Annotated in this window: 24 protein-coding genes, 3 tRNA genes and 1 riboswitch; of the genes, 17 read left to right on the top strand and 10 right to left on the bottom strand. The window is 70.8% G+C overall.

All coding sequences use genetic code 11. From position 1 onward, the window contains the following. Positions 1–111 precede the first annotated feature (111 nt). Complete coding sequence (locus LUM46_RS07170) at positions 112–1,026, bottom strand: MerR family DNA-binding transcriptional regulator (RefSeq protein ID WP_274993105.1); 915 nt, start codon at positions 1,024–1,026, stop codon at positions 112–114. A 139-nt stretch (positions 1,027–1,165) separates the two neighbouring features. After that, positions 1,166–2,065, bottom strand: coding sequence for a MerR family transcriptional regulator (locus LUM46_RS07175; protein ID WP_274993106.1), 900 nt, complete (start codon positions 2,063–2,065; stop codon positions 1,166–1,168). Positions 2,066–2,177: 112 nt separating this feature from the next. Here LUM46_RS07175 and LUM46_RS07180 point away from each other — a divergent pair, with 112 nt between their 5' ends. Beyond that, positions 2,178–2,903, top strand: coding sequence for an AAA family ATPase (locus LUM46_RS07180; RefSeq protein WP_274993107.1), 726 nt, complete (start codon positions 2,178–2,180; stop codon positions 2,901–2,903). 71 nt (positions 2,904–2,974) lie between these two features. Then, positions 2,975–3,670, top strand: a complete 696-nt coding sequence (locus LUM46_RS07185) for a GNAT family N-acetyltransferase (RefSeq protein ID WP_274993108.1) — start codon at positions 2,975–2,977, stop codon at positions 3,668–3,670. Here LUM46_RS07185 and LUM46_RS07190 read toward each other — a convergent pair. Then, positions 3,631–5,136 (bottom strand): DHA2 family efflux MFS transporter permease subunit, encoded by a 1,506-nt coding sequence (locus LUM46_RS07190; protein ID WP_274993109.1) that lies wholly within the window; start codon positions 5,134–5,136, stop codon positions 3,631–3,633. The two genes, LUM46_RS07185 and LUM46_RS07190, sit on opposite strands and share 40 nt — an antisense overlap. 99 nt (positions 5,137–5,235) lie before the next feature. On the opposite strand from LUM46_RS07190, the gene LUM46_RS07195 reads away from it, so the two are divergent. The 4 genes from LUM46_RS07195 (at position 5,236) to LUM46_RS07210 (ending at position 8,475) form a co-directional block, all read left to right on the top strand. After that, positions 5,236–5,856, top strand: a complete 621-nt coding sequence (locus LUM46_RS07195; RefSeq protein ID WP_274993110.1) for a TetR/AcrR family transcriptional regulator — start codon at positions 5,236–5,238, stop codon at positions 5,854–5,856. Positions 5,857–5,861: 5 nt separating this feature from the next. Next, positions 5,862–6,605, top strand: coding sequence for a sulfite exporter TauE/SafE family protein (locus LUM46_RS07200; protein WP_274993111.1), 744 nt, complete (start codon positions 5,862–5,864; stop codon positions 6,603–6,605). Positions 6,606–6,679: 74 nt separating this feature from the next. Beyond that, a complete protein-coding gene (locus tag LUM46_RS07205) occupies positions 6,680–7,312 on the top strand; it encodes a TetR/AcrR family transcriptional regulator (RefSeq protein WP_274993112.1) in 633 nt (210 codons plus the stop codon). Continuing rightward, positions 7,309–8,475 carry an FAD-dependent monooxygenase gene (locus LUM46_RS07210; RefSeq protein ID WP_274993113.1) on the top strand — a complete coding sequence of 389 codons (1,167 nt, stop codon included), beginning with the start codon at positions 7,309–7,311 and terminating at the stop codon, positions 8,473–8,475. The genes LUM46_RS07205 and LUM46_RS07210 overlap by 4 nt, the downstream gene beginning before the upstream one ends. 21 nt (positions 8,476–8,496) lie before the next feature. Here the strand turns inward: LUM46_RS07210 and LUM46_RS07215 are convergent, their stop codons facing one another. Both LUM46_RS07215 and LUM46_RS07220 read right to left on the bottom strand, forming a co-directional pair. Continuing rightward, on the bottom strand, positions 8,497–9,675 hold the full coding sequence (locus tag LUM46_RS07215) for a DUF418 domain-containing protein (protein WP_274993114.1): 1,179 nt from the start codon (positions 9,673–9,675) through the stop codon (positions 8,497–8,499). Between the two features lie 4 nt (positions 9,676–9,679). Next, complete coding sequence (locus LUM46_RS07220; RefSeq protein WP_274993115.1) at positions 9,680–9,955, bottom strand: AbrB/MazE/SpoVT family DNA-binding domain-containing protein; 276 nt, start codon at positions 9,953–9,955, stop codon at positions 9,680–9,682. A 275-nt stretch (positions 9,956–10,230) separates the two neighbouring features. On the opposite strand from LUM46_RS07220, the gene LUM46_RS07225 reads away from it, so the two are divergent. Beyond that, positions 10,231–11,121, top strand: a complete 891-nt coding sequence (locus LUM46_RS07225; protein WP_274993116.1) for an HAD family hydrolase — start codon at positions 10,231–10,233, stop codon at positions 11,119–11,121. An 81-nt stretch (positions 11,122–11,202) separates the two neighbouring features. On the opposite strand, the gene LUM46_RS07230 is transcribed toward LUM46_RS07225, so the two are convergent. Both LUM46_RS07230 and LUM46_RS07235 read right to left on the bottom strand, forming a co-directional pair. Continuing rightward, positions 11,203–12,078, bottom strand: a complete 876-nt coding sequence (locus LUM46_RS07230) for a carbohydrate kinase family protein (RefSeq protein ID WP_274993117.1) — start codon at positions 12,076–12,078, stop codon at positions 11,203–11,205. A 41-nt stretch (positions 12,079–12,119) separates the two neighbouring features. Then, positions 12,120–13,061 carry a sigma-70 family RNA polymerase sigma factor gene (locus LUM46_RS07235; protein WP_274993118.1) on the bottom strand — a complete coding sequence of 314 codons (942 nt, stop codon included), beginning with the start codon at positions 13,059–13,061 and terminating at the stop codon, positions 12,120–12,122. A gap of 97 nt (positions 13,062–13,158) precedes the next feature. Between LUM46_RS07235 and LUM46_RS07240 the strand changes: the two genes are divergently transcribed. After that, positions 13,159–13,680 (top strand): carboxymuconolactone decarboxylase family protein, encoded by a 522-nt coding sequence (locus LUM46_RS07240; RefSeq protein ID WP_274993119.1) that lies wholly within the window; start codon positions 13,159–13,161, stop codon positions 13,678–13,680. Positions 13,681–13,748: 68 nt separating this feature from the next. On the opposite strand, the gene rarD is transcribed toward LUM46_RS07240, so the two are convergent. Next, positions 13,749–14,651, bottom strand: a complete 903-nt coding sequence (gene rarD, locus LUM46_RS07245; RefSeq protein ID WP_274993120.1) for an EamA family transporter RarD — start codon at positions 14,649–14,651, stop codon at positions 13,749–13,751. Between the two features lie 125 nt (positions 14,652–14,776). On the opposite strand from rarD, the gene LUM46_RS07250 reads away from it, so the two are divergent. The 7 genes from LUM46_RS07250 (at position 14,777) to LUM46_RS07280 (ending at position 19,000) form a co-directional block, all read left to right on the top strand. Then, positions 14,777–14,858, top strand: a tRNA-Tyr gene (locus LUM46_RS07250). A gap of 351 nt (positions 14,859–15,209) precedes the next feature. Next, a tRNA-Thr gene (locus LUM46_RS07255) sits at positions 15,210–15,282 on the top strand. A gap of 86 nt (positions 15,283–15,368) precedes the next feature. Continuing rightward, positions 15,369–15,445, top strand: a tRNA-Met gene (locus LUM46_RS07260). Positions 15,446–15,528: 83 nt separating this feature from the next. Continuing rightward, positions 15,529–15,699, top strand: coding sequence for a 50S ribosomal protein L33 (gene rpmG, locus LUM46_RS07265; RefSeq protein ID WP_013837798.1), 171 nt, complete (start codon positions 15,529–15,531; stop codon positions 15,697–15,699). 25 nt (positions 15,700–15,724) lie between these two features. Further along, entirely contained in the window at positions 15,725–16,210 is a 486-nt protein-coding gene (locus tag LUM46_RS07270; protein ID WP_274993121.1) for an FAS1-like dehydratase domain-containing protein, read from the top strand. Continuing rightward, positions 16,207–16,629, top strand: coding sequence for a MaoC family dehydratase (locus LUM46_RS07275; protein ID WP_274993122.1), 423 nt, complete (start codon positions 16,207–16,209; stop codon positions 16,627–16,629). The genes LUM46_RS07270 and LUM46_RS07275 overlap by 4 nt, the downstream gene beginning before the upstream one ends. Positions 16,630–16,861: 232 nt before the next feature. Beyond that, complete coding sequence (locus tag LUM46_RS07280) at positions 16,862–19,000, top strand: N-acetylmuramoyl-L-alanine amidase (RefSeq protein WP_274993123.1); 2,139 nt, start codon at positions 16,862–16,864, stop codon at positions 18,998–19,000. 88 nt (positions 19,001–19,088) lie between these two features. Here the strand turns inward: LUM46_RS07280 and LUM46_RS07285 are convergent, their stop codons facing one another. Beyond that, positions 19,089–20,435, bottom strand: coding sequence for a C39 family peptidase (locus tag LUM46_RS07285; RefSeq protein ID WP_274993124.1), 1,347 nt, complete (start codon positions 20,433–20,435; stop codon positions 19,089–19,091). 131 nt (positions 20,436–20,566) lie between these two features. After that, positions 20,567–20,672: riboswitch (TPP riboswitch) on the top strand. Here LUM46_RS07285 and thiC point away from each other — a divergent pair. Then, a complete protein-coding gene (thiC, locus tag LUM46_RS07290; protein WP_274993125.1) occupies positions 20,667–22,445 on the top strand; it encodes a phosphomethylpyrimidine synthase ThiC in 1,779 nt (592 codons plus the stop codon). Its footprint overlaps the riboswitch before it by 6 nt. Positions 22,446–22,521: 76 nt before the next feature. Here thiC and LUM46_RS07295 read toward each other — a convergent pair whose 3' ends face one another. Next, positions 22,522–23,643 (bottom strand): LacI family DNA-binding transcriptional regulator, encoded by a 1,122-nt coding sequence (locus LUM46_RS07295; RefSeq protein WP_274993126.1) that lies wholly within the window; start codon positions 23,641–23,643, stop codon positions 22,522–22,524. A gap of 111 nt (positions 23,644–23,754) precedes the next feature. On the opposite strand from LUM46_RS07295, the gene LUM46_RS07300 reads away from it, so the two are divergent. Then, positions 23,755–24,999, top strand: a complete 1,245-nt coding sequence (locus tag LUM46_RS07300; RefSeq protein WP_274993127.1) for an MFS transporter — start codon at positions 23,755–23,757, stop codon at positions 24,997–24,999. The last annotated feature ends 85 nt before the right edge of the window (positions 25,000–25,084 follow it).

Raw genomic sequence — 25,084 nt, forward strand, 5'->3', positions numbered from 1 at the left:
TCGTAGCGACGACGACGCGGGCTGGCGGGCGGTTGCCGGGACACCGGTGGCCGCCCGTCCGGCCTGTCAGGAGGCCTTTGTGCGCCTCAGCCGCGGGCCGTCGGGTCAGGCTCAGGCCACGGGCGCGGGTGGGAGTACGTCGAAGACGCTGGCCGGTTCACCGCCGGCGTCGAGCGGGAACCACGTCGCCGCCTGGATCACCTGCCGCGCGGTGGGTAGGACGGGGGTGAGCCGGCGTCGTCGGACGTAGTCCTCGAAGGCAAGCACGTGCAGATAACCCGCGGCGGCCTCCTCGACCGGTGTCGGATCCTCGGTGGCGGCGGCCGCGAACGTGACCTCGACGCGTGCCGGGAGCGTCCCTGTCACCGGGACGACGCTCCGTCCGGTGCTGGAACGCACTCGCTCCGCGATGTGCTCGCGATCAGCCTCACCGAGGTGGACCGGACCGGGGCGGGCCAGGAGAAGCTGCCCGCCCCCGCTCCTCGTGGTCGTATCGGGAGCCGCCGTCCAGCACACGTCGGTGGCCCCGATACCGAGGTCGGTGAGCGCCTCGCCGAACGCCTTGCCGACGGCGGGCGTCTCGACCGCCAGACCGGTGAACGTCTCGATCCTGCCTTCGATGTCCTCGGGGACGTCGAGGTCGAGGATGACGCCGACCCAGTCGAGCGCCGGGGCCTCGGAGGCGTGGGCGGTGAGGTCCGCCGGGTCGAACGCGGTGACCTGCTCGGCGACGGCAAGATAGAAGTCCTCGAGGTGGCGTCTCATCTGGACCGTCTCGCGCCACTGGTCGAAGGGGAAGCTGGTCGCCGAGGCGAGCTCGGACAAGGGGACCTGGGCGCGTCGCAGGAGGTCGGTGGTCATCCCGTGCCGGAGCTGGGAGCGTGCGTAGCGGCGGTATCCGGTGTCCGGGTCGACCGATGCCGGCGTCAGGATGCCGCGCTCGGCATAGAGGCGGAGCGCCTTGGCGGTCAGGCCGGTCATCTCCTGGAAACTGCCGGCGGTCAGGTCGTTCTTCTCGTTCTCCATGGGTCTCCTGTGCTGTCGGGGTATCGGTGTCCCGAGCATGGGCGTTGCCCTTGGGGCGAGGTCAAGCAACACTGCCCGGATCCACGAGCTACCGCTGACCGGTGGCTGCCGGAACACCGATGGCCGTCCGCCCGGTCCGTCAGGAGGTCTCCGCAGCATCAGACATCGAATGCGCGACCAGCTCCATGGAGCGTAGGCGGGCCGGGGAAAGGTCGAAAGGCATCTGTCTGAGGGTTTCCAGCACGCTCATGGACCCTTGCTCCCTGCCAGGGCTCTTGCAGGCCGCGCCCTCATCAGCGTCAGCGGGGTGCAAGGCGTCCCAGGAGTCGATGATGGCATCGTCGCTCTCCTCCAGGCCGGACTCCTCCATGACGGCTTCCAGCGCCTTTTCGAAGGCGTATCGTTCGGCGGCTACCTGCGCCACGCGGGGGTCGTCGACAGCGACCGTGTCATCGAGGGCCTCCTCGGCGGCCTCGACCCGGTCGGATTCCGCCCGCAGATCCGGGTGGGTGGCCAGGGCGATGAAACGGGCGGCCCGGATGGCCGCGCCGAGCGGGCTGAGAAGCCGCTCGCTGACCAGCAGGTCGTCCAGGTCCGCCTGGCGCAGGGAGCCTTCGGGCAGGCTCTTGAGGCGGCTGGTGACGAAGTCGGAGAGCAGACCCATCCTGCTGCCTTCGGTGCGCATGCGCTGCACGGCAGCCCGCTGCCGCCGCAGCTCTGCTTCCTGGGCGACGAGGGTCTCCTCCAGCCGTTCCAGGATGCCCGCGATGCCGCGGTCGGCGTCGACATCGGCAGAAGGCGTGTCGGCGAAGGCGTCACGGATGTCGTCCAGGGCGATCCCGGCGTCGGCCATCTTGCGGATCCACAGCAGTCGGATCATGTCGTCGTAGCCGTAGCGGCGACGGTCGTCGCTGCCCCGTTCGGGCTCGGGGAGCAGGCCGATCTCGTGGTAGTGACGGATTGTCCGCGGTGTCACGCCGACGAAGGCCGCCGCGTCACCGATCTTGACCTGGCGCGGCGGGATGAAGGACGAATCCATGAGCAGGGCCTTCCGCAGTGGGGGACGTGAGTCCACAGGACCACATGCCGCTACGGAAGGTGCAACTCCAGGTGCCGCCCGGACGACGAGCTTGTGTCGCTAACCTGTCGAGGTGCTGATCGAGCGAGTGAGCGTCAAGCCGGCCCATGTCGAAGAGGGTGCCTGGCCGTGGACGGTTCCGGCCGTCGCTGACCTCACCGCGCACGGTATGCGCTTGACCAGCAGCATCGTGATCCTGGTGGGTGCGAACGGGTCCGGCAAGTCCACCGTGCTGGAAGCCATCGCCGAGACGTACGGGCTCGACGTGCGCGGCGGGCACGGTGGTCGCAAGTATGCCAGCGGCATGGAGACGAGCCCGTTGGGCGAGGCGCTCTTCCTGGACCGGACTCTCGCCGGAACGCGCATGACCCGACAGAACGCGAAGGGCTTCTACCTGCGTGCGGAGACCGCGTTCGGGATGCTGGCGTTCATGACCGAGGCTGGAGTCACCGGCTACGGTGACCGGTTGTCGTCGGAAGTCAGCCATGGCGAGTCGTACCTCCAGGCGATCGCCGGCAGGTTCAGCGGCCCCGGCCTCTACCTCCTGGACGAGGCCGAGGGGCCGCTGTCGTTCGAGTCCACGCTGCAGCTGCTGTACCGGTTGCAGGACCTGGTGAACGAGCACGCCGCGCAGGTCATCTACGCGACGCACTCACCCTTGGTCGCAGCGCTGCCCGGTGCCCAGATCTTGGAGATGACGGAGGACGGGATCGCTGAGCGCACGTGGTCCGAGCTGGAATCGGTCAACCTGTGGAAGAGATTCCTCGGGCGACCGGACACCTTCTTCGACGTGCCGTAGGGAGACAAGTAGGCACCACCGCCCCAGATTTCGCATGCCGCGCCGTCGCCCGCCGTGAGACGCTGCGCCGCATGGAGGACCCGCCGCCGGCCGACGCCGTCCAGTCCCGCCTCACGTCGCGCCTGCGGCTCCAACCCGTCGGTCCCGCGAACGTTCGTGACCTGCTCCTCGTGCATGACGACGACGAGGTGTGGCCCTGGTACGGCGGTGAGCGGCCGAGCCTCGAGCAGGCGGAGCGGCAGGCCCGCCTCATGCGCGAGTCGTGGCGTCTCCACGGCGTGCACAAGTGGATCGCGTACGACCGCGCGAGCGGCGAGGTCGTCGGTCGCGGAGGGCTGTCCCGGACGCCGGTCGATGACGACTGGGGGCAGATCTACGACTTTCTTCCGGGGGAGCCGTGGGTGCGCGTCGCGCACGGGGCGACACGCCCGTTCGTCGCACACGCGAACTGGCTCGAGCTCGGATGGGCGCTGCGGCGCGATTTCTGGGGTCATGGCTACGCCTCTGAGATCGGCCGCGCCGGGTTGGCCTTCGCCTTCGACATCCTCGGTGTCCACGCCGTGGTCTCGTGCACGGTCCGTCACAACCAGCGTTCACGCGCCGTGATGGAGCGGATAGGCATGCGATACGTCGGAGAGATCCGGAGCCGCGGCATGATCGAAGGGGTCGAGGGGGAGAGGGACGACGCGCCGTACGCGGTGTGTGTCCTGCTGCGAAGCGACCGGGATCAAGGGACCGGCAGAGGATCGGCGGCGCGGTCGGCCTGAGCCTGTGCCGGGGGTGTGGTCGCCAGCGACAGACCGTCGCCGCGCCGGCGGAACAGCAGTGCCGCCAGCACCGCACCCAGGGCGAAGAACCCGGCGCCCCACCAGTACGCGGTCGAGTAGCTGGCGATCGCTGCCTGGACGGCGACCGCCTCGGTCACGGGCGTGTGGGCCGCGAGGTAGTCGGCCGCGGCGGTAGCCGCCAGGGTGTTGAGCAGCGCGGTCCCGACTGAGCCGCCGACCTGCTGGCTCGTGTTCACCATCGCCGACGCGACGCCCGCGAACTGCCGGTCGACGCCGAGCGTGGCGGTCTGCATCGACGCGGGCATGATCGTGCCCATCGCGAAGCCGACGATCATCAGCGGCGGGAGCACGTGCGCGGCGTAGGAGCTCGAGGCGTCCAGGAACGTCAGGTAGAACATGCCGGTGGCGCCGAGCGTCATGCCGATCGGCACCATGAGCTTGGGGCCGAACCGGGGCACGAACAGGTTGGTGCCGAGCTGCGCGGCGAGCACGAGCATCCCGATCATGGGCAGGAACGACAGGCCCGTCTGGATCGGTGAGTACCCGAGCGTGAGCTGCAGGTAGTAGGTGACGAAGAGGAAGATGCCGAACATTCCCGCACCCGCGATCAGCACCGAGAGGTAGGCCGCGCCGCGGTTGCGGTCGAGGACGATCGAGAGCGGCAGCAGCGGGTGGGCCGCTCGCGTCTGCCAGGCGACGAATGCGGTGAGCAGCACGACGGCGCTCGCGAGCATGCCCCAGGTCAGGGGCGCCTCCCAGCCGCCGGTCTCGGCGTTCGAGAAGCCGTAGACGAGACCGAAGAACGCGCCCGACACGAGCAGCGTGCCCGGGACGTCCAGCCTGGGTCGCGGACCGGTCCGGGTGATCCGCGGGATGAAGACGAAGGCGCCGACGAGGGCGAACGCGGCGATGAAGACGTTGATGTAGAGGTTCCAGCGCCAGTCGAGAGTCTCCGTCAGGACACCGCCGAGCAGCAGCCCGACGGCGCCGCCCGCGCCGGCGATCGCGCCGAAGACACCGAAGGCGCGGGCGCGCTCCTTCGGGACGGTGAAGGTGGTGGTCAGCACGGCGAGCGCGGTGGGGGCCAGCAGCGCGCCGAACACGCCTTGCAGCGCGCGGGCGGCCACCAGCAGCTCGAACGAGCCGGCGGCGCCGCCCAGGGCCGATGCGATGGCGAAGCCGATGAGGCCGATGACGAAGGTGCGCTTGCGGCCGATGAGGTCGGAGAGGCGCCCGCCGAGCAGGAGCAGGCTGGCGAAGGCGAGGGAGTAGGCGGTGATGACCCACTGGCGCTGACCGTCCGAGAAGCCGAGGTCAGCCTGGGCGGACGGGAGCGCGATGTTCACGACCGTCGCGTCGAGCACGACCATGAGCTGGGCGAGCCCGACCACGACGAGCGTGATCCAGCGCCGGCCGTCGGTCGCGGGTGTTGAGGTATCGGACATGCACGCACCATATACGGTACTGAGCAGTTCCGGATATGGCTGGTTCAATAATTAACCCGACGGTAAGGTCGAGTCGGACAGAAAAGGAGGGCGACGGCGATGGCGCAGATCGAGCAGGCCGCGGTGAAGCCCCGGCTCGGCCGCAAACGGGACCACACTCGCGACCCCGAGATCCTGGAGGTCGCGCTGGACGTCCTGGCGGAGACCGGCTACGACGGGATGACCATCGAGATGGTCGCGACGCGCGCCAAGGCGGGCAAGGCGACCCTCTACCGCCGGTGGCACTCCAAGTCCGACCTGGTGCTCGACGCCGTCGCCTGCATGAAGGGCAGGGAGCTCGACGTCGACAGCCTGCCCGACACGGGAACGCTGCGCGGGGACCTGGTCGCGATGATCAAGCCGCCGAGCATCCGCGACAGCGAGCGGAAGCTCAAGGTGATGGCCGGGATCGTGTCGATGATCGCCCGCAACCCCGAGATGGCCGCTGCCGCGCACGAGGCGCTGGTCGAGCCGCGAGCCGCCGTCAACCGCATCTTCTTCCGGCGCGCGATCGACCGGGGCGAGATCCGCGCGGACATCGACGTCGAGAAGCTCTGCATGATCGGCCCGGCGCTGGTCGCGTACCGGGTGCTCCTGCTGCGCAAGCCGGTCGACCGGGAGTTCCTGCTCTCGAACATCGACGAGGTCATCCTGCCCGCCGTCGGGCTGCGCGCCGCCTGAGCGCCGTGCACCTGGACGGCGGGGCCCTCTTCGGCGCTCTCTTCGCCCTGATCTTCGTCAGTGCGATCCTGCAGTCGCTGTCCGGGTTCGGGTTCGCGCTGCTGAGCGCCCCGCTGCTCGCCGCGACCATCGGCGGCGCCGAGGCGGTCTCGACGATCATCATCACCGGCACCGCCTGCGACGTGGCCATCCTGGCGATGCGGCGCAGCGTGCCACGCCCGGTCGGCCGGGAGGTCTGGGCGCTCGCCGGCTGGTCCGTGCCGGGCATGCTGGTCGGCGCCTGGCTGCTGGCCTGGTTGCCGGCGTCCGGCCTCCAGGTCTTCGTCGCCTGCGTGGTGATCGGTGCGGTGGTCCTGCGGCTGCGCTCGCGGGAGCGTGGCGTCGTCGTCCGGCCCGCGTGGGCCGTGCCGGCCGGGTTCCTCTCGGGTGCGCTGAGCACCTCGACCTCCCTCGGTGGGCCACCCAGCGTCTACTACCTGGTCCACCGCGACCTGGCGCCGCACGCGATGCGGGACACCCTCGTCACCGTCTCGCTCGTGCGCCTGCCGCTGAGCGTCGCGTCGCTGGTCATCGCGGGGACATGGCAGACGTACGAGTACTGGCTGCCGCTCGTCGGCGCGGCGCTGCTGGGACAGCTGGTGGGCGCCCGGGCGTTTCACGCGTTCGGCAGCTCGCGGTACGAGCGTGTGGTCCTCTGCCTGCTCGTCGTGTCGGCGCTCGTGTCGGTGGGGGCGCTGCTGCTGGGTTGACGCGGGGCTATACATCGGCGCATGTCGGGGTTACGTTTGGTCAGTCGTCCAAGACGACTGACCAAGGAGTGTGGATGTCGGGCCAGACCAACGTGGAACGCGGCCGCGAGGTGCGCAGCCGACTGCTGGCGGCCGCGAGGGAGCTCATCGCCGAGGTGGGCTGGAGCGGCGTGAGCACGCGGGTGCTGGCCGAGCGTGCCGGTGTGCGCTACGGGCTGGTGCACTATCACTTCGAGTCGCTCCAGGCGTTGCTGCGCCAGGCGACGCTCGAAGCGATGAGCGGCATGCTCGACGGCACCGCCGTCCTGCTCACCGAGGCGGCGAGCCCGGCCGACGGCGTCGACGCGATGCTGGCGGAGCTCGACCGGTACGACGGCACCGACCCTGCATCGCTGCTCTTCGTCGAGGGCTATCTCGCCGCCACCCGCGACGGCGAGCTGCGCGCCCGGATGGGTGAGCTCATGGTGGGCTTCCGCGACGCCCTCACCACGTCGTTCGGTGCCGCCGGGCATCCCTCCCCGGACGGGGCCGCGAGGACGGTCATGGCCGTCTTCGACGGGTTCATCCTGCACAAGGGGCTCGATCCGGCGCTGACGCGCGACCAGATCGCGCCCCTGCTGCGCACGCTCACGAGCGCGAAGACGCTCACGACGCCCACCGCACCCGCCGAGACCGCACCCGCCGAACCGGACGGAGCACCACGATGAGAGCACTGATCAGCGGAGCCGGGATCGCCGGCCTCGCCCTGGCCAACCGTCTGCACCACCACGGCTGGGAGGTGCACGTCGTCGAGCGGGCACCCGGCCCGCGCACCCAGGGCTACATGATCGACTTCTTCGGTCCGGGGTTCGAGGCGATCACCGCGATGGGCCTGGAACCGAGGCTGCGCGAGCTCGCGAGCCCCGTCGAGGAGTTCAGCTACATCGACGATCGTGGCCGCACGACGGTGAGCGTCGACTACACGCTCTTCGCCAAGGCGGTCGACGGCGGCATGGTCAGCATCATGCGCCCCGCGCTCGAGCAGCTGCTCCGCGAGTCGACGGCGGGGGCGGTCGACCTGCGCTACGGCACCACTGTCGACCGGGTCACCGACGGCGTCGTCGAGCTCTCCGACGCCACGACGCTCGATGTCGACCTCGTCGTGGGAGCCGACGGCGTCCACTCCGGCATCCGCTCCCAGATCTTCGGCCCCGATCGCGGCGACGTTCGGTACCTCGGCATGCAGACGGGCGCGTTCGTGTTCACCGACCCGACGGTCTTCGACCAGGTCCGCGGCCGGTTCGTGCTCACCGAGACGCTCAACCGGCAGATGGGTTTCTACGGGCTCGACGATGGCCGCGTAGCCGTGTTCACCGTCTTCCGCACCGAGGACCCGGCGCTGCCCGAGGACCCGCGCGCTGCGCTCCGCCGTACGTTCGCCGGCATGGGTGACCTGGCTGAACGTGCCCTGGCGCACTGTCCGCCGTCCGACGAGATCTACTACGACCAGGTGGCCCAGATCGACACGCCGCGCTGGACCGATGGGCACGTGGCACTCGTGGGCGACGCCGCCTACGCCGTCTCGCTCGTGGCCGGCCAGGGCGCGTCCCTCGGCATCGCGGGAGCCTACGTGCTGGCCGAACGGCTCCAGGCGGCGCCCTCGGTACCCGAGGGGCTCGCCGACTACGAACGGCGCTGGCGGCCGGTCGCCACCGGCGTGCAGGAGGCTGCGCGGGACCGGGTCACCGAGTGGTTCGTGCCGACCCGGATGGTCACGCTCCTGCTGCGCCGGTGGGGGTTCCGTGCCATGAAGCTGCCCGGCCTCGACCGGATCCTGGTTGGACCGCTGCTGCCCAAGAGGCACCGGTCGGTAGCGGAGCTCAGCGCGTGAGCTGCCCGGAGCGTCTCCGGCTCACCGGGCAGCGGATCTCGCGCGCGGGTACGACAGCCGGCGCAGCAGGATCTCCGCCGGCCCGCGATACCCGGCCCTGCGCATCAGGTCGGCGATGATCACCGAGACCACCCAGGTGGCGATCGCGACGACGGTGGCGCCCGCGAGCCCGGTCCGGTCCTCCAGCCCCAGTCCGAAGGGTGCGAAGACCGCGACCCACACCACCGTCTGGAACAGGTACATGCTCATCGACCGCTGGCCCAGTGCCTGGACGGCGATCGTCAGCCGGCCGGGACGGTCGGCCACGGCGAGCGCGACCAGCGCGATGAACCCCGCCAGGGCGATGCCGCCCGCATAGCCGGTGAGCGGCTGAGCGACTGCAGCGGTCAGCACGATGGCCGGGTTCTCGTGCGACCACGCCCCGAGCTCGATCAGTACGGCAGGGAGCGCGCCGAGGACCGACGCCGCCGTGGCGGCGACCGAGAATCGCCAGAGCAGCGCGCGATGGTTCCCCGGTTCGTCCAGGACTCGGCGTCGGGCCACCCACATCCCGAGCACGACCCCCGGGATGACCAGCAGGACGCCGATGACCAGGCCGTACGGCCAGCTCGTCGTCCGATCGACGAGCGCCTCGGTCCAGGTCCGGTCGCCCGTGGCCACGCTGCCGACGGTATAGCTCGAGATGCCCTGCGACAACGGGAGCCACATGCCGAGGGCGGCCGCGGCCGTCGCCGGGATCATCGTCAGCCCGGTCACCCGGAGCAGGGTGCGGTCCTTGGCGCGGAGCAGCCCGACGAGCAGCAGCCCGGCGATCCCGTACGGAGCCAGGATGTCGAGCGGCGTGAAGAGCAGCACGTGGACAAAGCCGATGGCGACGAGCCACCACCCTCGTCGCCGCACCAGCGTGCGGACGTCGGTCCAGCTCGCGCCGCGGGCCTGCTGCCGGTTCATCAGCTGGACGAGGGCATAACCGAAGAGGAAGGCGAACAGCGGCCGCGCGTGGTTGTGCACGAAGAGCAGGTGGAAGACCTTCGTGATCTCGTTGACCGCCTCGGGCCCGCGGTCGATCGCGGACACGAACAGCGGGGCGTGCGCGAATGCGATGAACAGCAGCATCCCGCCCCGCGCCAGGTCCGGTGCCAGCGCTCTGCGGGCCGTCCTCGCGACGGTGACCGACGGTGACGTGTCCGGGTTGGTCATGTGGCTACTCCGCCTCGTCCGTGTCGTCCTTGGCGTGCTGCTGGATCATCTCGAGCAGCGTGGACGAGCCCTGCAGGGTGCGCATCAGCGTGTCGATGGTCATCAGGGCGAGGCCCTGCTCGGGGTCGGCGAGCACCAACAGCTTGTCGCCCGCTTCGATCCCCAGGTCGCGCCGGGCCTGGGCCGGGATCGCGATCTGTCCCCGCTCGCTCACCGTCACCGAACCGTAGAAGCCGCGGCCTCCAGGCCCGTACTTCGCTGGACTCTTGTCGTCGGCCACCGCATGCCTCCCGTGCTCGCTTGTCCGTCCCTGTCTGCGGCACACGTTACAACATGTAAATCATGTAGAACATGCCAGGGCGGCTCTTTGTCGCGCCGAGCGCCGCGTCTAGGGTGTGCGTACAGACCTGGACCGGAGGGGGCCGAGATGGGCGTCGTCACGTCGCGCGCGCTGAGACACGAGGTGAGCACGGTCAGGTGGGTTGCCCACGTGACGCGGAACGTGGCGCACCTCCAGCCGACGAGCGTCCCGCTCACGAACCCGTGGGCCGAGCGGTGACCCGCCTGCCCCGCGTCGTCGCCACCGACCTGGACGGCACGCTGCTCGACAGCCGCGGCCAGGTCTCGGACCGCACGCGGAACGTCCTTGCCGACCTCGACGCGGCAGGTGTCGAGGTCGTCTTCGTGACCGCCCGACCGCCGCGCTGGCTGACCCGGTTCACGGACGCCGTCGGTGGCCACGGCCGCGTCATCTGCATCGGCGGGGCCTGCGTGCTCGACCTCGCCTCCGGCGAGACGCTCGACACCTGCGGGTTCGACGACGACGCGGCGCACGCCGTCGTGTCCGGGATCCGTGCCGCGCTGCCGCACGCTGCGCTCGCCTTCGAGCGGCCCGACGGCGTCGTGTTCGACCCGACCTACCCGAACCGGGAACCGGCGCTGGACCCCGCGCTCTGGTCGGTGCCGGTCGAGGACACCCTCGGCGCGGACGGCGCTCGCGGGCCGGTGTCGAAGATCCTTGCGCTCGATCCCGCGTACATCCCGCCGCCGGGCATCCTCGTCGACCCGCCGGAGGAGATCCGGCTCGCGCAGGAACAGTTCTTCGCCGCGGTGCGCGGCGCCATCGGGCCGCACGCCCAGCTGGCGTACTCGGGCGCCGTCGGCCTGGCCGAGCTCATGCCGCCCGGCGTCGACAAGGCCGCCGCGCTGGCCCGCTGGTGCACGCGGCTCGGGGTGGACGCCTCCGACGTATGGGCCTTCGGTGACATGCCCAACGACCTGCCGATGCTCACCTGGGCCGGCCGGGGCATCGCGGTGGCCAACGCCCACCGGGACGTGCTGGCCAGCGCGGACGCCGTCGTCGGGCACCATGACGCCGACGGTGTGGCCGAGGAGCTGGCGGCGGCGCTGCTGGGCAGCGACGCCAGGGCGGCCGCGGACTCCTGACCCGCGGGGAGCCGCCCGGCGGTGTCGGGAGCGATCGTCGCGTCGACGTGTCCGTTCTCGCCGCGACGATCACCCTCACGCTCACGACAAAAGGTGTTCGTCGAGGAGCGGGGACAGGTGCACGGTGGTCAGGGCCCGGGTCGCCTGGCGTGCGCCCGCCCGGAGACAGTCCGCGGTGCCCGCACCCGCGAGGTGTGCTGTGAAGAACCCGGCGAAGAACGCGTCACCTGCGCCGTTGGTGTCGACCACGTCCACGGGCTCCGCCGGGCACTCGAACCAGCCCTCCGCGGTGCGTGCGACGGCCCCGTCGGCGCCGAGCGTGCACACCACGGTCTCGGCGCCACGGCCCAGCAGGTCGGACATGAGGGCACGGTGGTCGTCGGTACCGTCGTCGGTACCGTCGTCGTTGAGGAAGACGTGCGAGCACGCCTCGGCGAACGGACGGTGAAACTCCGCCACACCGTCGTAGTCGTGCAGGTCGGTCCACAGCCTCGCCCCGCTCGCGACGGCGGCCGGGAGCAGGCTCAGCCCGGCGGCGCCGAGGTCCAGCACCACGTGCTCGGCGTCGGCCACCCGGGCGACGGCGACGGCGTCGGGCCCGGGGGAGGCCGTGGTTGTCGCGAGGTAGATCGACAGGCGCTCACCGGCGTCGGTCATCAGGTTCAGGTGCTGCTCCGATGAGCCGGGGGCCCGCCGGGCCAGCACCTCGACGCCCTCTGCGCGGTCCAGCGCCGCGAGGATCAGGTCGCCCTCCCGGTCAGTCCCGACATCGGTGACGAGCGTGCTGGCCGCCCCGAGATCCGCGAGGTGCAGGACCTTCCCGGCGCTCGTACCGCCCAGCGTGCGCACCGCGCCGCGCGCGAACACGGCGTGCGGGCGGGGCTCGGGAAGGTGGTCGAGCCGGACCATCGTGTTCCACGTGGCCGGACCGGCCACCACGGTGCGAGGAGCGTTCATGCGCCCACCCTGCCACCCGACACCCACACCACCCCGGGCGGTCAGCCGAGCAGCTCCACGCCCAGCACGGCGATGGCGCCCGGGTCGCCGACCAGGTCGACGCTGGCGATCCGCCCGTCGTGCACGACCACCGCGAACACGGCGCGCGGCGTGCCGCCCGGCGCCCACGTGAACCCGACGGCGCCGCCGACCAGCGCGGGCACGGCACCTCCCGCCCGGCCCCGGAACGCCTCCGCGACGGCCGCGGCGCCACGCACCTCGCGCGCCAGCAGGGGAGCGCCCTTGTCGGCGGACGCCGCCGCCGTCTCGACCGCCGACTGGTCGGCGCGCAGCACCACCTCCGGCGCGAGCACGGCCAGCAGGCCCGCGAGGTCGCCCGTGCGGGACGCCGTGAGGAACGCCTCCACCACCTGTCGGTCGGTCCGGATCTCGGCGGCGGTCCGGGAGCCGACGCCGGACACCCCGCCGTCCTGCGCGGCCGCCCCCGACTGCACCCGGCGTCGGCCGCGGCTCGCGAGCTGACGCGACGCGGCGACCGAGCGGCCCAGCACCGGTGCGATCTGCTCGTAGGGGACCGCGAACAGGTCGTGCAGCACGAAGGCCAACCGTTCGGCGGGGTCGAGGCTCTGCAGCACGAACTGCATCGCCAGCCCGACGACGTCGGCCAGCTCCGCCTCCTGCGCGGGGTCCGGGACGTCGTCGTGGGGAAGCTCTGGCCCGATGTCGTCCGGCAGGCCGGTCGGCAGCGGCGCCTCGCGACGTGTCGACCGGGAGCGGAGCATGTCGAGGCAGATCCGGCCGGTGACCGTCGTCAGCCAGGCGGCGAGGCTGTCGATCTCGGCGTCACCGGTGCGGTTCAGGCGCAGCCAGGTCTCCTGCAGCGCGTCGTCGGCGTCGTCGGGGTTGCCGAGCATCCGGTAGGCGACCGCACGCAGGCGGGGGCGGTGCTGCTCGAAGGCGGTGGCGAGCTCATCGGGATCCATCGGTCACATCCTCGGTCTCGGGGGAGTCAGGTGTGTGACGGCGCGCAGGGCGCCGATGTGACCGGCCGGGACTTCCGGCCATGACGAGAGGGCCACGATGACCACCGAGACCACGACCCACGAGTTCGCCCCCGAGGCGTCCACCACCCCGCACCTGCGGACGCTGGAGCCCCGCATGCAGAGCCCGGCACTGCTCGTGCCGGGCGCGGTGAAGCACCTGGGCGCGCTGGGACAGATCGTCCACGGGCAGGGCGTACCGGCCACCACGCTAGAGCTGGTGCACCTCCGCACGAGCCAGATCAACGGTTGCGCCTGGTGCATCGACTACGGGATGCGCCAGGCCCGCAAGGCAGGCGAGTCGGAGGACCGCCTCGCCTCGGTCTCCGCCTGGCGTGAGTCGCCGTACCTCTCCGAGGCGGAGTGCGCGGCGATCGAGCTCGCCGAGTCGGTCACGCGGCTCGCGGACAGCTCGGATCCCGTGCCCGACGCGATCTGGAACCGTGCCACCGAGCACTACGACGAGCAGGCGCTCGCGGCGCTGGTGCTCTACATCGGGGTCACCAACGTCTACAACCGCCTCAACGTGACGACCCGCCAGGTCGCCGGCGTGGTCGGCTGAACCACCGCTGGTCGAGTCACCGTTGGTCGAGCTTGTCGAGACCTCCGTCCCGGCAAGCTCGACCGGCCTCACCCCAGACGCGGCCGGGGAGCTCGCCGGCTCTGGCGGATCCCGTCGATCGTGATCAGCACGAGCGCGACCCACACCAGGACGAACCCGGCCCAGCGCGCGGCCGGCATGTGCTCCCCGAAGACGAGCAGCCCCACGAGGAACTGCAGCAGGGGAGCGAGGTACTGCAGCATGCCGATCACGGACAGGGGCAGGCGCCGCGCGGCAGCGCCGAAGAGGAGCAGGGGCAGCGCTGTCACGATGCCTGCTGACATGAGCAGCAGCACGTGTCCGGCCCCGTGTCCCGTGAAGGTCCCGGCGCTGCCGAGCCAGACGAGGTAGGCGAGGGCGAACGGGACGGCGACCACCGTCTCGACAGCGAGGCCGGGCAGAGCCGGGACGGTACGGCCCACACGGTTCTTCACGAGCCCGTAGAGGCCGAAGGAAACAGCGAGGCACAGCGAGATCCACGGCAGGCCACCCAGCCCGGTGGACAGCACGACCACCGATGCGGCGCCGAAGGAGATCGCGATCCACTGCACGGGTCGCAGCCGTTCCCGCAGGACCAGCACGCCGAGCAGCACGGTGACGATCGGGTTGATGAAGTAGCCCAGGGCGGCGTCGAGCACGCGGTCGCTGAGGACGGCGTACACGTACACGACCCAGTTGACGACGATCAGCGCCGCGGCGACGACGAACGTGCCCAGGATGCGCGGCGAACGCAGGGCGGTCAGGAAGACCCCCAGCTGGCGCAGAGCGGCGAGCGCGATGAGGCAGAAGAGCAGGCTCCACACGATGCGGTGGGCCACGATCTCCAGGGCACCCGCCGGCTGGAGCAGCGGGAAGAAGAGCGGCATCCCGCCCCAGAGCAGGTAGGCCCCGATGCCGAGCGGCAGACCCCAGCGATCTTGGTGTTGTGTCACGCCGTCACGATAGGTCTCGCGCGTCGGTCCGGATCACGGCGGGTGCTGTGGGGCTCGTCACCAGGCCGGGCCTTTTTTCGATTTCTCGCGAGGGCCAGGAGGGCGCTATGGTTGGGCTCGTTCACGGCTGGTTGCCCGAGCGGCCAAAGGGATCTGACTGTAAATCAGACGGCTCAGCCTTCGGGGGTTCGAATCCCTCACCAGCCACGTGACTCACGAGTAGGGCCTGACCAGCGGAAACGCGGGTCAGGCCCTACTTCGTTGTCGGCTGTGCCCCTCCGCTGACTTCGGTCCCTTGCTGCGGCTCGTCCATGACTTCGGTCGGTTGCGATGAGCTCGGTCGTTCGATGGACCGATCTCATCGCAACCGACCGATCTCACCAGGTCCGCCCAGCAAGGGACCGAAGTCACTGGGTCCGCAAAGCAACCGACCGATCTCGGCGCCCCCGTCCGAAGGACTCCACGGGACGGTCGACCAGGGCTCCTGAGCGACGCGGCCTACTTCACACCCGATTCGATTTCACGCGAGGCCGGAGGGCATGTAGAGTCTTCCTCGCCGCCCCGATAGCTCAGTCGGCAGAGCGTCTCCATGGTAAGGAGAAGGTCAAGGGTTCGATTCCCTTTCGGGGCTCTGTGATCGACGCGGGGTCGTCCGTCCTTCTTTCCGGTTCGCCGGTGGGGGATTAACGGCGGATGGCCTCGCGTTCCGTCACGCGCGGCGGGGTAGCTCAGCTGGTCAGAGCGCACGACTCATAATCGTGAGGTCGCGGGTTCGAGCCCCGCCCTCGCTACCAAGCAAGTACATCCGTTCGGCGTCCCTTGCCGGACGACGCGAAGACACATGGCGCCTCCCTCTCGAGGCGCGGAGGTGAGAGCCATGGCAAGCAAGAGTGCGGACGTCCGCCCGAAGATCACGCTCGCATGCGTGGACTGCAAGGAGCGGAACTACATCACCAAGAAGAACCGCCGTAACGACCCCGACCGCCTGGAGCTGGCGAAGTTCTGCCCGCGCTGCGGTAAGCACACGTCGCACCGCGAGACTCGCTGAGTCTCGGTAGCTGGTTCACACCGACGTGGCGAACGCTGACTTCGAGGGCCGGGTCTACCCGGCCGACGCCCCCTACTCCGTAGGCCGCGAGAAGATCCGCGAGTTCGCCACAGCTGTCGGTGCCACCCACCCCGCGCACCACGATCTCGTGGCAGCGCGGGGTCTGGGCTATCTGGACCTGGTCGCTCCGCCGACCTTCGCCGTGATCGTGGCGCAGCGCGCCGAGGCGCAGTACATCAGCGACCCGGCGGCCGACATCGACTTCTCGCGCGTGGTCCACGCGGACGAGCGCTTCACGCACCACCGCCCCATCGTCGCCGGTGACGAGCTCACGACGGTGCTGCACGTGGACCGGATCGTCTCCCGCGGAGCCATCAGCATGGTCACCACGCGCTGCGAGATCTACGCGATGCCGGAGAGCATCGAGGTGCCGTCGCCCGAGGCCGAGAGCCCTGGCGAGCCTGTTGCCACCGTCATCTCCACGCTTGCCATCCGAGGTGAGGACGCATGAGCCGCCCCGACATGGCGGCTCTCGCCGTCGGCGACGTGATCGGCACGCGCACCGTCACCTTCGACCGCGCGGACCTCGTCCGCTACGCGGGCGCCAGCGGTGACTTCAACCCGATCCACTGGAACGACAAGGTCGCCGAGGGCGCGGGTCTGCCCGGCGTCATCGCGCACGGCATGCTGACCATGGGTGCCGTCGTCGGCCTGGTCTCGGAGTGGGCGGGCGACCCGGGCGCCGTCGTCGACTACCAGACGCGGTTCACCAAGCCCGTCGAGGTGCCCAACCCGGGCACGGCGTCGGTTGACGTCACCGCCACGATCGGCGTGATCGACGGCGACGCCGGCACCGTGCGCGTCGACCTCGCCGTCACCGTCGACGGAGCGAAGGTCCTGGGTCGCGCCCAGGCGATCGTCCGCCTCTGACTCTCGCGCGTCCGTCCGGGTGACGGGCTCTTCACCCGTAGGTCTTCTCATGCGCTCCCGGATCGGGTGTGATTCTCTCGTCCCGCATGTGAACGGCTGACGAGAGGATCTCCGCGTGACGTCACGACGGCGCAGCACAGCCTTGGCCACGGCGGCCGGGCTGCTTCTTCCACTCCTACCCCTCTCGGCGGCCAGTGCGGTCCCGACGGCGACGGAATCCGACGGCGGACCGGTGACCTGCACCGCCGTCCTCGCCGCCGGTTCGCTCGACGAGTCGTTCGCCGCCGCCGCCGAGGTGACCGGTGTGCCCGAGGACCTGCTCAAGGCGGTGTCGTACATGGAGTCGCGCTGGAACCAGCACGCCGGCCAGGTCAGCGCCGACGGCGGCTACGGGGTGTTCAACCTCGTGGGCGGCGCGGCTCCCGGTCACGCGCACGGTGACGGCCTGCCCCTCTCCGCGGTGAACGACAAGGCGGGCCCTGCCCACGAGGGCACCCCCGAGCTCACCCGCGCGGCGCGGCTCACCGGCCTCGACGAGGAGACCCTGAAGGCCGAGTCGCAGGCCAACGTGTGCGGCGGAGCGGCCCTGCTCGCTTCCTACCAGGCCCAGGCGGTGCGCGACGGCGCGGCCGACGCCGAGCCGGCCGGGACGACGTCGGACAGCCTGGGGGAGTGGGAGAACGCGGTGTCCCGGATGAGCGACGTCGAGGGTTTCGCTACACAGGTGTACACAATCCTTCGTGAGGGCGCCGGAACGACCACCCCGGCCGACGGCGCAGTGATCTTCACGGGCAACCGGGACGTCGTCGTGCCGCGGGCCGCGAGCTCGAGCGACCCGGAGACGGACTGCCCCGAGGACCTGGGCTGCGAGTGGCTGCCCGCCCCGTACGAGAAGGCCTCGGCGGACCTCCCGGACAACACCGGGGACTACGGCAACCACGACCAGGCCGACCGCACCGGCGCGGGCGGACCGTCGCTGGACTACATCCTGATCCACGACACCGAGACGGCCTACCAGCCCACGGTCAACCTGGTGCAGGACCCCAGCTACCTGGCGTGGAACTACACGCTGCGGTCCTCGGACGGGCACGTGGCGAACCACCTCGACCCGGCCGACGTCGGCTGGCACGCGGGCAACTGGTTCATGAACATGCACTCCATCGGTCTGGAGCACGAGGGTTGGGCCGGTACGGGCGCCTGGTACACCGAGGCGATGTACCGGTCGTCGGCGGCACTGGTGCGGCACCTGGCGGCGGAGCACGACATCCCGCTCGACCGGGCGCACGTCATCGGGCACGACCAGGTACCAGGCATCCTGCCCGGGTACACCAAGAACGTGCACTGGGACCCGGGCCCGTACTGGGACTGGGACCACTACTTCGAGCTGCTCGGCGCCCCCATCGGCGGTGATCTGGAGACGACGACGGACGTCGAGACGGGCGACGTCGTCGAGGTGCGCACGGGCTACGCCGACAACCCGAACACCGTGACGGGCTGCGAGCAGGCGTCGCCGGGGTCGGGCGCGTGCGTCGAGGGTGCCGGGACGAACTTCCGATACCTGCGGCAGGCGCCCTCGGCCGATGCCCCCCTGGCGAAGGACCCGGGCTGGAAGCCGGACGGTACCGACGGCACGACCTACGCGAGCGACGTGAGCGCGCGCGTGCAGTCCGGGCACAAGCTCGTCGTAGACCAGGTGGAGGGCGACTGGCTGGGTGTGTGGTGGGCCGGTTCGCTGGCCTGGCTGCACAACCCGGCCGACCGTCCGGTGGTGGTGCCCGCGACGGCCAGGACGATCACCGTCGCGGGCGACGCGCCGGCGCCGGTCTTCGGCAGGGCGTACCCGGAGGCGGCGGCGTACGAGGACCACCCGGACGTCCCGGTGCAGCCGGTCACGCCCATCGAGTACCAGGTGGGTGTGGACCAGACGTACGCGGTGGCCGACGACCACGTGGCCTCCGACTACTACCGGGCCACCACGTTCGACGGCTCCGGCCCGGGCGACCGCACGGTGGTCCGTGGCGACGACGTGTACTACCAGGTGTGGTTGGCGCACCGGCACGTGTTCGTCAACGCGGCCGACGTCGAGCTGCACGACCCGGTGGTCGCGGACGTGACCGGGCCGAGCATCGAGGGCCGGGCCAAGCCGGGCAAGGTCCTGACGGCCGACGCCGGGACGTACCTCCCGGACGACGTCCACGTCAGCTACCAGTGGCTGCGTGACGGCGAGCCGGTGCGCGGGGCGATCGGTTCCCGGTACCTGGTGACGGGGCGTGACCTGGGCGCAGAGCTCGCGGTCGAGGTGACGGTCTCCGCAGCGGGCCACAGGCCGGCGCGGTACACCTCAACCCCCGAACTCGTGTCGCCGAGGTAGTCACCTGGCGAGGTAGTCAGGTAGCGAGGTAGTCACCCAGCCTGCTGGGTGACTACCCCGCTGGGTGACTACCTCGGCGGTGCCGTCGTCACCAGTTGGGCGTGACCCCCGGGAGGTTGCGCGGCAGCGCGACGTCCTTCGGGTGGTAGACGTACGTGATGCCGTCGGTAGAGGTCTGCCACACACGCTCGAAGTTCTCCCGCGTGTACACCGAGCGCACCGCCTCGTTGCTCGCCTTGTTCGGGTCGTTGATGATCGGGTCGCCGTCGGCGGTGAAGCCGACCAGCGTGACGAGGTGCCCGTTGGTGCCGTAGCCGGCCTCGGGCATCTCCTCCTCCTCGAAGCTGATCGAGACGATGAGCGGGATCCCGGCCTCGATGAACTTCTCCGCCTCCGCCAGGGAGCGTAGGCGGGTCACGAACGACTTCAGGCCGAACGTGCTCGCGTAGGCCGCGTTGAACGGCCAGTTGCCCGCACCCTCGTAGGTGTAGTCCCACGTGCGCATGGCGGCGTAGTCGACCTGCGGGTCGCCGTTCGGGGCCTCGATGCCCTCCAGCTCCTCGGCCGGCACCTCGCGCCCGTAGTAGTAGAGCACCATGGTCGACGACGTCGGCGAGCACCACACCTGGCCGCCGCCCCCGAACTCGGGGTACTCGCCGCGGTGGATGTTCTGGCTGAACTGCGGCACGTCGAGCGCTACCTCGCGCCCGAGCGTGAAGTCGGTGGTGCCCGTGTAGTGCGAGTCGGGCAGGTACTCGTTGGTCATGGTGCTCACCGAGTCCAGCCGCGGGGAGACCCGGGTGCCCTCCGGCCGGTACAGCGTCGCCCGGGTCTGGAACGCGTTCGGCTCACGGCCCGACTTCGCGACGTAGGTGTCCGTGAAGAGATAGGCGTCCGCGTCGGTCTGACCGTTCACGGACGTGCGGTGGATGTCGCCGACGCTTCCGTCGGCGGGCGCGAACTCGGCACCCGACGCCCAGCGGCTCATCACGAACCACTTGGTCCACGTCCCGTCGGCCTTGCGCCCACGGAACTCGATCTCCACCCAGGTGCCGGTGGGCGTGTCCGCGTTCCACGAGCTCACGGACTCGTCGATCGGGTACCCGGTCTCGACGACCGGCGAGGTCCACCTGCCCGTCTCGTAGGTGACGGGAGTACCGTCCCCGAACGGGTCCGTGTACTCGACGGTGTCGCCCTGACCACGCAGCACGAGCCCGCCCTTGGCGCCCGGCCGCAGGTTCGAGGTCTTGCCCGCTCGCAGCTCGCGGTACCCGTCCCAGGCGGTCAGCGTGATCTGGTTGTCCGACGCCGCCGTGGTGTCCTCGGGCGATCCGCTCGCCGGCACCGCACTCGCCACGATCCCTGCCTGCACCACGAGCGCTCCCGTCGCCGCCAGCGCGAACGCCCTGGTCCGCAGCTTCCTTCGTATCGACATGCCTACCTCCATGTCCGTGCCCACTACTGGGTGGAGCGAGCCATGAGGCTTCTTTATCAGAGCCGGGGCCCCGACAGAAGGGTTTGTGGTTCTGGGGTCGAGCCCTGCCGCCCAGGGTGCTAGCCTCGGCGGCGATCCCACGGGTGCCTCGCGCAGGGGCTGAGATCGGGCTGGACGGCCCGGGACCGTTGAACCTGTCCGGTTAACACCGGCGTAGGAAGCAGGAGTCTGATGATGGAGAACACCCAGTCCCGCACGCTCGCGTTCGACTACGAAGCCGGGCAGGACGGCGGGGACAGCACACCGCACGACGACGCCGGCCTCCGGGTGCCGGTCACCGAGATCACGCTGGCGCCGTCCCCCGACGGCACCCCGAACGAGCCCGTGCGGGTCTACCGCACACAGGGCCCGGGCTCCGACCCGGTCCGCGGGCTCGCGCCGGCCCGAGAACCCTGGGTGGTGGCCCGGGGAGACACTGAGGAGTACGACGGCCGCGACCGTGCCCTGGCCGATGACGGCCGCGGGGCACTGCGCCGTGGCGCCGCGACCCAGGAGTGGCAGGGTGAACGACGTCGGCCCCGCCGGGCCGTCCCGGGCCGGACCGTCACCCAGATGCACTACGCACGCCAGGGCGTGATCACGCCCGAGATGCGGTTCGTCGCGGTGCGGGAGGGCTGCGACGTCGAGCTGGTGCGCAGCGAGGTCGCGGCAGGCCGGGCGATCATCCCGAACAACGTGAACCACCCCGAGTCCGAGCCGATGATCATCGGCAAGGCGTTCCTGGTGAAGATCAACGCGAACATCGGGAACTCCGCCGTCCACAGCTCTATCGCGGAGGAGGTGGAAAAGCTCGAGTGGGCCACCAAGTGGGGCGCTGACACGGTCATGGACCTGTCCACCGGCGACGACATCCACACCACCCGCGAGTGGCTCCTGCGGAACTCTCCGGTGCCGATCGGCACCGTGCCGATCTACCAGGCGCTGGAGAAGGTGAACGGCGACGCGAGCGCGCTGACCTGGGAGGTCTACCGGGACACCGTGATCGAGCAGTGCGAGCAGGGTGTCGACTACATGACCGTGCACGCCGGCGTGCTGCTCCGGTACGTGCCGCTCACCGCCGACCGCGTCACCGGCATCGTCTCGCGCGGCGGGTCGATCCTCGCCGGCTGGTGCCTGGCGCACCACCAGGAGAACTTCCTCTACACCCACTTCGACGAGCTCTGCGAGATCTTCGCGCGGTACGACGTGGCGTTCTCCCTCGGTGACGGCCTGCGTCCGGGCTCGCTCGCCGACGCGAACGACGCCGCCCAGTTCGCCGAGCTCGACACGCTCGCCGAGCTGACGAAGCGAGCCTGGGCCCACGACGTCCAGGTCATGGTGGAGGGACCCGGCCACATCCCGTTCCACCTGGTCCGAGAGAACGTGGAACGGCAGCAGGAGCTCTGCGACGGCGCGCCGTTCTACACGCTCGGCCCGCTCGTGACCGACATCGCACCCGGATACGACCACATCACCTCCGCGATCGGCGCCACGGAGATCGCCCGGTACGGCACCGCGATGCTCTGCTACGTGACGCCCAAGGAGCACCTCGGCCTGCCGAACCGCGACGACGTGCGCACCGGCGTGGTGACCTACAAGATCGCCGCGCACGCCGCCGACGTCGCCAAGGGTCACACCGGCGCGCGCGACCGGGACGACGCCCTGTCCAAGGCCCGCTTCGAGTTCCGTTGGCGGGACCAGTTCAACCTGTCGCTCGACCCGGAGCTCGCCGAGTCCTACCACGACGAGACACTCCCGGCCGAGGCCGCGAAGACCGCGCACTTCTGCTCGATGTGCGGCCCCAAGTTCTGCTCGATGCGGATCTCGCAGGACATCCGCGACGAGTTCGGCGGGGCCCGGAACCAGGCGGCGCTCGCGGACGCGGCAGCGGAGGGCATGGCGCAGAAGTCGGAGGAGTTCCGCGCCGCTGGCGGCGACGTCTACCTCCCGGCCCCGACCCTCCGCCCCTGACCCGCCGTTGAGTGCTGGATATTTGCGGGCCGGCGCCTGCTGAACTCACAAATATCCAGCACTCAACGAGGGTCGGTCAGGTGAGGTCGGGGACCGGACCTGTCGTCGTGCCCTCGACCAGGGCCACGGGCAGCACCACCGACTCGGGCTCCTCGCCGGCGAGCAGCGCGATGACGGCCAGACCGAGCGCCCGGCCCTTCTCGACGAGCGGCTGGTGCACGCTGGTGAGCACGTCGGGGGAGAGCCACGGCAGGTCGAGCCCGTCGAACCCGGCCACCGACACGTCCTCGGGCACCCGCAGCCCGAGCTCGCGGGCGGCGATCACGGCGCCGGCGGCGAGCAGGTCGGAGTGGGCGATGATCGCCGTCGGGCGGTCCTTGGCGGGCGCCCACTCGGACAGGATCTCGGTGGCGGCGTCGCGCCCGTGCTCCACGAGCGAGGCCGGTGTCTCCCACGAGATGACGGGCTCGACGACGTCCCGCACCCCGGCCAGCCGGTTGCGGGTGGGCGTGCGCTCGGCGGCGGCGAGCCGGTCGGCGTCGACGGGCCCGGACCGCTCGTCCCGCCCGAACGGCAGCGTGATCTCCGCGATCCGCGTGTGCCCGAGCTCGACCAGGTGCCGTACCGCCTCGGCGGCACCCCGGCGGTCGTCGACGCTCACGACAGGGACGCCCGTCACCTCGTGCCCCTCGCCGATGACGACGGGTACGCCCCGGCGCTGCAGCGCGGCGAGGTTGGGGTCGTCCTTCAGGGTGCCCCACACGAGCACGGCGACGTCCATCGCCGCGGCCTCGACCAGCGGGTCGACGGCGGGCGGCAGCCCGGCCTCGGCCGCGAGCCCGACCGCGTGCGCGGTGGCGCCCTGCGGCATACCGGGCACGAGCAGCACGCCCAGCCCTTGCTCACCGATCGCGGAGACCAGGCCGTGCAGCACCTGGGTGGAGACCGGGTCCCGGAACGACCGGCCCAGCTGGTCGCCGATCACCACCCCCACGATCCCGGAGCGTCCCGACCGGAGCTGACGCCCCAGGGGGTTGGGCCCGGAGTACTCCAGCTCGCGCGCGGCGGCCAGCACCTTCTCCCGGGTCTCGGGGGTGATCGGTCCCGCACCCGAGAAAGCGAGCGACGCGGTGGAGACGGAGACACCTGCCAGCTCGGCGACCTTCGCGAGGGTCGGTCGTACGTTCTGGCGGCTCATCGCGGGTTCCTTCTCTCGATCGGGCACCGGTGGTGCAGGACCCAGGAATCTGCTGGGCTGATCCCAGATTGTGGCTTACGGTCGGGAGATTCAATCGCACCAAGGAGTTCCGTGCCTACTGCACACGCCGCCGCCCGCGCGGTCTTCGTCGTCTTCGCTGCCAGCGGGTTTGCCTTCGCGAGCTGGGCATCGCGCCTTCCGGCGGTCCGGGACGGCCTCTCCTTCTCCGAGCAGGACATGGGTCTGCTGCTGCTCACGGGCTCGATCGGGTCCGTCGCGGCCATCCCGCTCTCGGGCCTGGTCGCCGAGCGTTTCGGCACCGCTCGGACGGTGGTCGCCTTCGCGGGCGTCCTGGTGGCGGGGCTCGCGGTGGCCGGGTACGGCGTCGTCGTGGACGAGCACCTCGCGGTGCGGCTCGGCCTGATCCTGTTCGGTGTGGGCGCCGGCGTCTGGGACGCCGCGATGAACCTTGAGGGCGCGGCGGTGGAGCAGCGGCTCGGCCGTGCGGTCATGCCGGTCTTCCACGCCGGGTTCTCGTTCGGCACCGTGCTCGGCGCCGGCGTTGGCGCCCTGGTGGCGACCATCGGCGTCCCGGTGGTCTGGCACATCGTGTCGGCCGGGGTCGTCGCCCTGCTGTCGGTGCTGATCGCCGTCCGGTACTTCTCGCCGAGCGTCGTCGCGGCCGCCGTGCCGCACGGCGTGCCCACCGCCGGGGCGGGCAGCGCTGACGGTGCCGACCCGGGAGAGGTGACGCCGCCGACGTCGGGCGTGGCAGGGCTGGTCGCCGCCTGGCGGGAGCCGCGCACGCTGGCGATCGGGCTGGTGGTGCTCAGTGCGGCCCTCACCGAGGGGGTGGCCAACGACTGGGTGAGCCTCGCGGTCGTGGACGGCTTCGAGACGTCCGACGGGATGGGCGCCGTGGGGCTCGCCGTCTTCCTCACCGCCATGACCACCGCCCGGCTCGCCGGGACGCGGGCCATCGACCGCTTCGGGCGGGTGCCCGTGCTCGTGATCTCCGCGGGACTGGCCTTCGTGGGTGTGCTGACGTTCGCCCTGGTCCCGGTCCTGTGGCTGGCCCTGATCGGGGTCGGCCTGTGGGGTCTCGGCGCGGCGATGGGCTTTCCGATGGGCATGAGCGCGGCGTCCGACGAGCCGAAGCGGGCAGCGATGCGGGTGGCGGCGGTCTCGACCATCGCCTACACGGCGTTCTTCGTGGGGCCGCCGCTGATCGGGTTCGTCGCCCACGAGACGGGCTACCGCCTGGCCGTGCTGGTGCTGCTGGTCCCGATGGCGTTGGGGCTGGCCGTGGCCCGGTCCCTGCGTCCCCTGCCGACGGCGGCCGGTGTGAAGAGGTAGTGCAGGGCGCGAGGCACACGGGTTCCGGCGGCGGGGCCGTCGGGACGAGCACAGAACACGTCTGCCGACACCAGAAGGTTCCAGA

The organism is Promicromonospora iranensis (assembly GCF_028994805.1).
Lineage (GTDB): Bacteria > Actinomycetota > Actinomycetes > Actinomycetales > Cellulomonadaceae > Promicromonospora > Promicromonospora iranensis.

Excerpts from the sequence above, each read along its gene's own strand:
- LUM46_RS07170 (WP_274993105.1), bottom strand. The coding sequence starts at position 1,026 with ATGGAGAACGAGAAGAACGACCTGACCGCCGGCAGTTTCCAGGAGATG.
- LUM46_RS07175 (WP_274993106.1), bottom strand. The coding sequence starts at position 2,065 with ATGGATTCGTCCTTCATCCCGCCGCGCCAGGTCAAGATCGGTGACGCG.
- LUM46_RS07185 (WP_274993108.1), top strand. The coding sequence starts at position 2,975 with ATGGAGGACCCGCCGCCGGCCGACGCCGTCCAGTCCCGCCTCACGTCG.
- LUM46_RS07190 (WP_274993109.1), bottom strand. The coding sequence starts at position 5,136 with ATGTCCGATACCTCAACACCCGCGACCGACGGCCGGCGCTGGATCACG.
- LUM46_RS07195 (WP_274993110.1), top strand. The coding sequence starts at position 5,236 with ATGGCGCAGATCGAGCAGGCCGCGGTGAAGCCCCGGCTCGGCCGCAAA.
- LUM46_RS07205 (WP_274993112.1), top strand. The coding sequence starts at position 6,680 with ATGTCGGGCCAGACCAACGTGGAACGCGGCCGCGAGGTGCGCAGCCGA.
- LUM46_RS07210 (WP_274993113.1), top strand. The coding sequence starts at position 7,309 with ATGAGAGCACTGATCAGCGGAGCCGGGATCGCCGGCCTCGCCCTGGCC.
- LUM46_RS07215 (WP_274993114.1), bottom strand. The coding sequence starts at position 9,675 with ATGACCAACCCGGACACGTCACCGTCGGTCACCGTCGCGAGGACGGCC.
- LUM46_RS07230 (WP_274993117.1), bottom strand. The coding sequence starts at position 12,078 with ATGAACGCTCCTCGCACCGTGGTGGCCGGTCCGGCCACGTGGAACACG.
- LUM46_RS07235 (WP_274993118.1), bottom strand. The coding sequence starts at position 13,061 with ATGGATCCCGATGAGCTCGCCACCGCCTTCGAGCAGCACCGCCCCCGC.
- LUM46_RS07240 (WP_274993119.1), top strand. The coding sequence starts at position 13,159 with ATGACCACCGAGACCACGACCCACGAGTTCGCCCCCGAGGCGTCCACC.
- rpmG (WP_013837798.1), top strand. The coding sequence starts at position 15,529 with ATGGCAAGCAAGAGTGCGGACGTCCGCCCGAAGATCACGCTCGCATGC.
- LUM46_RS07275 (WP_274993122.1), top strand. The coding sequence starts at position 16,207 with ATGAGCCGCCCCGACATGGCGGCTCTCGCCGTCGGCGACGTGATCGGC.
- LUM46_RS07285 (WP_274993124.1), bottom strand. The coding sequence starts at position 20,435 with ATGTCGATACGAAGGAAGCTGCGGACCAGGGCGTTCGCGCTGGCGGCG.
- thiC (WP_274993125.1), top strand. The coding sequence starts at position 20,667 with ATGATGGAGAACACCCAGTCCCGCACGCTCGCGTTCGACTACGAAGCC.
- LUM46_RS07295 (WP_274993126.1), bottom strand. The coding sequence starts at position 23,643 with ATGAGCCGCCAGAACGTACGACCGACCCTCGCGAAGGTCGCCGAGCTG.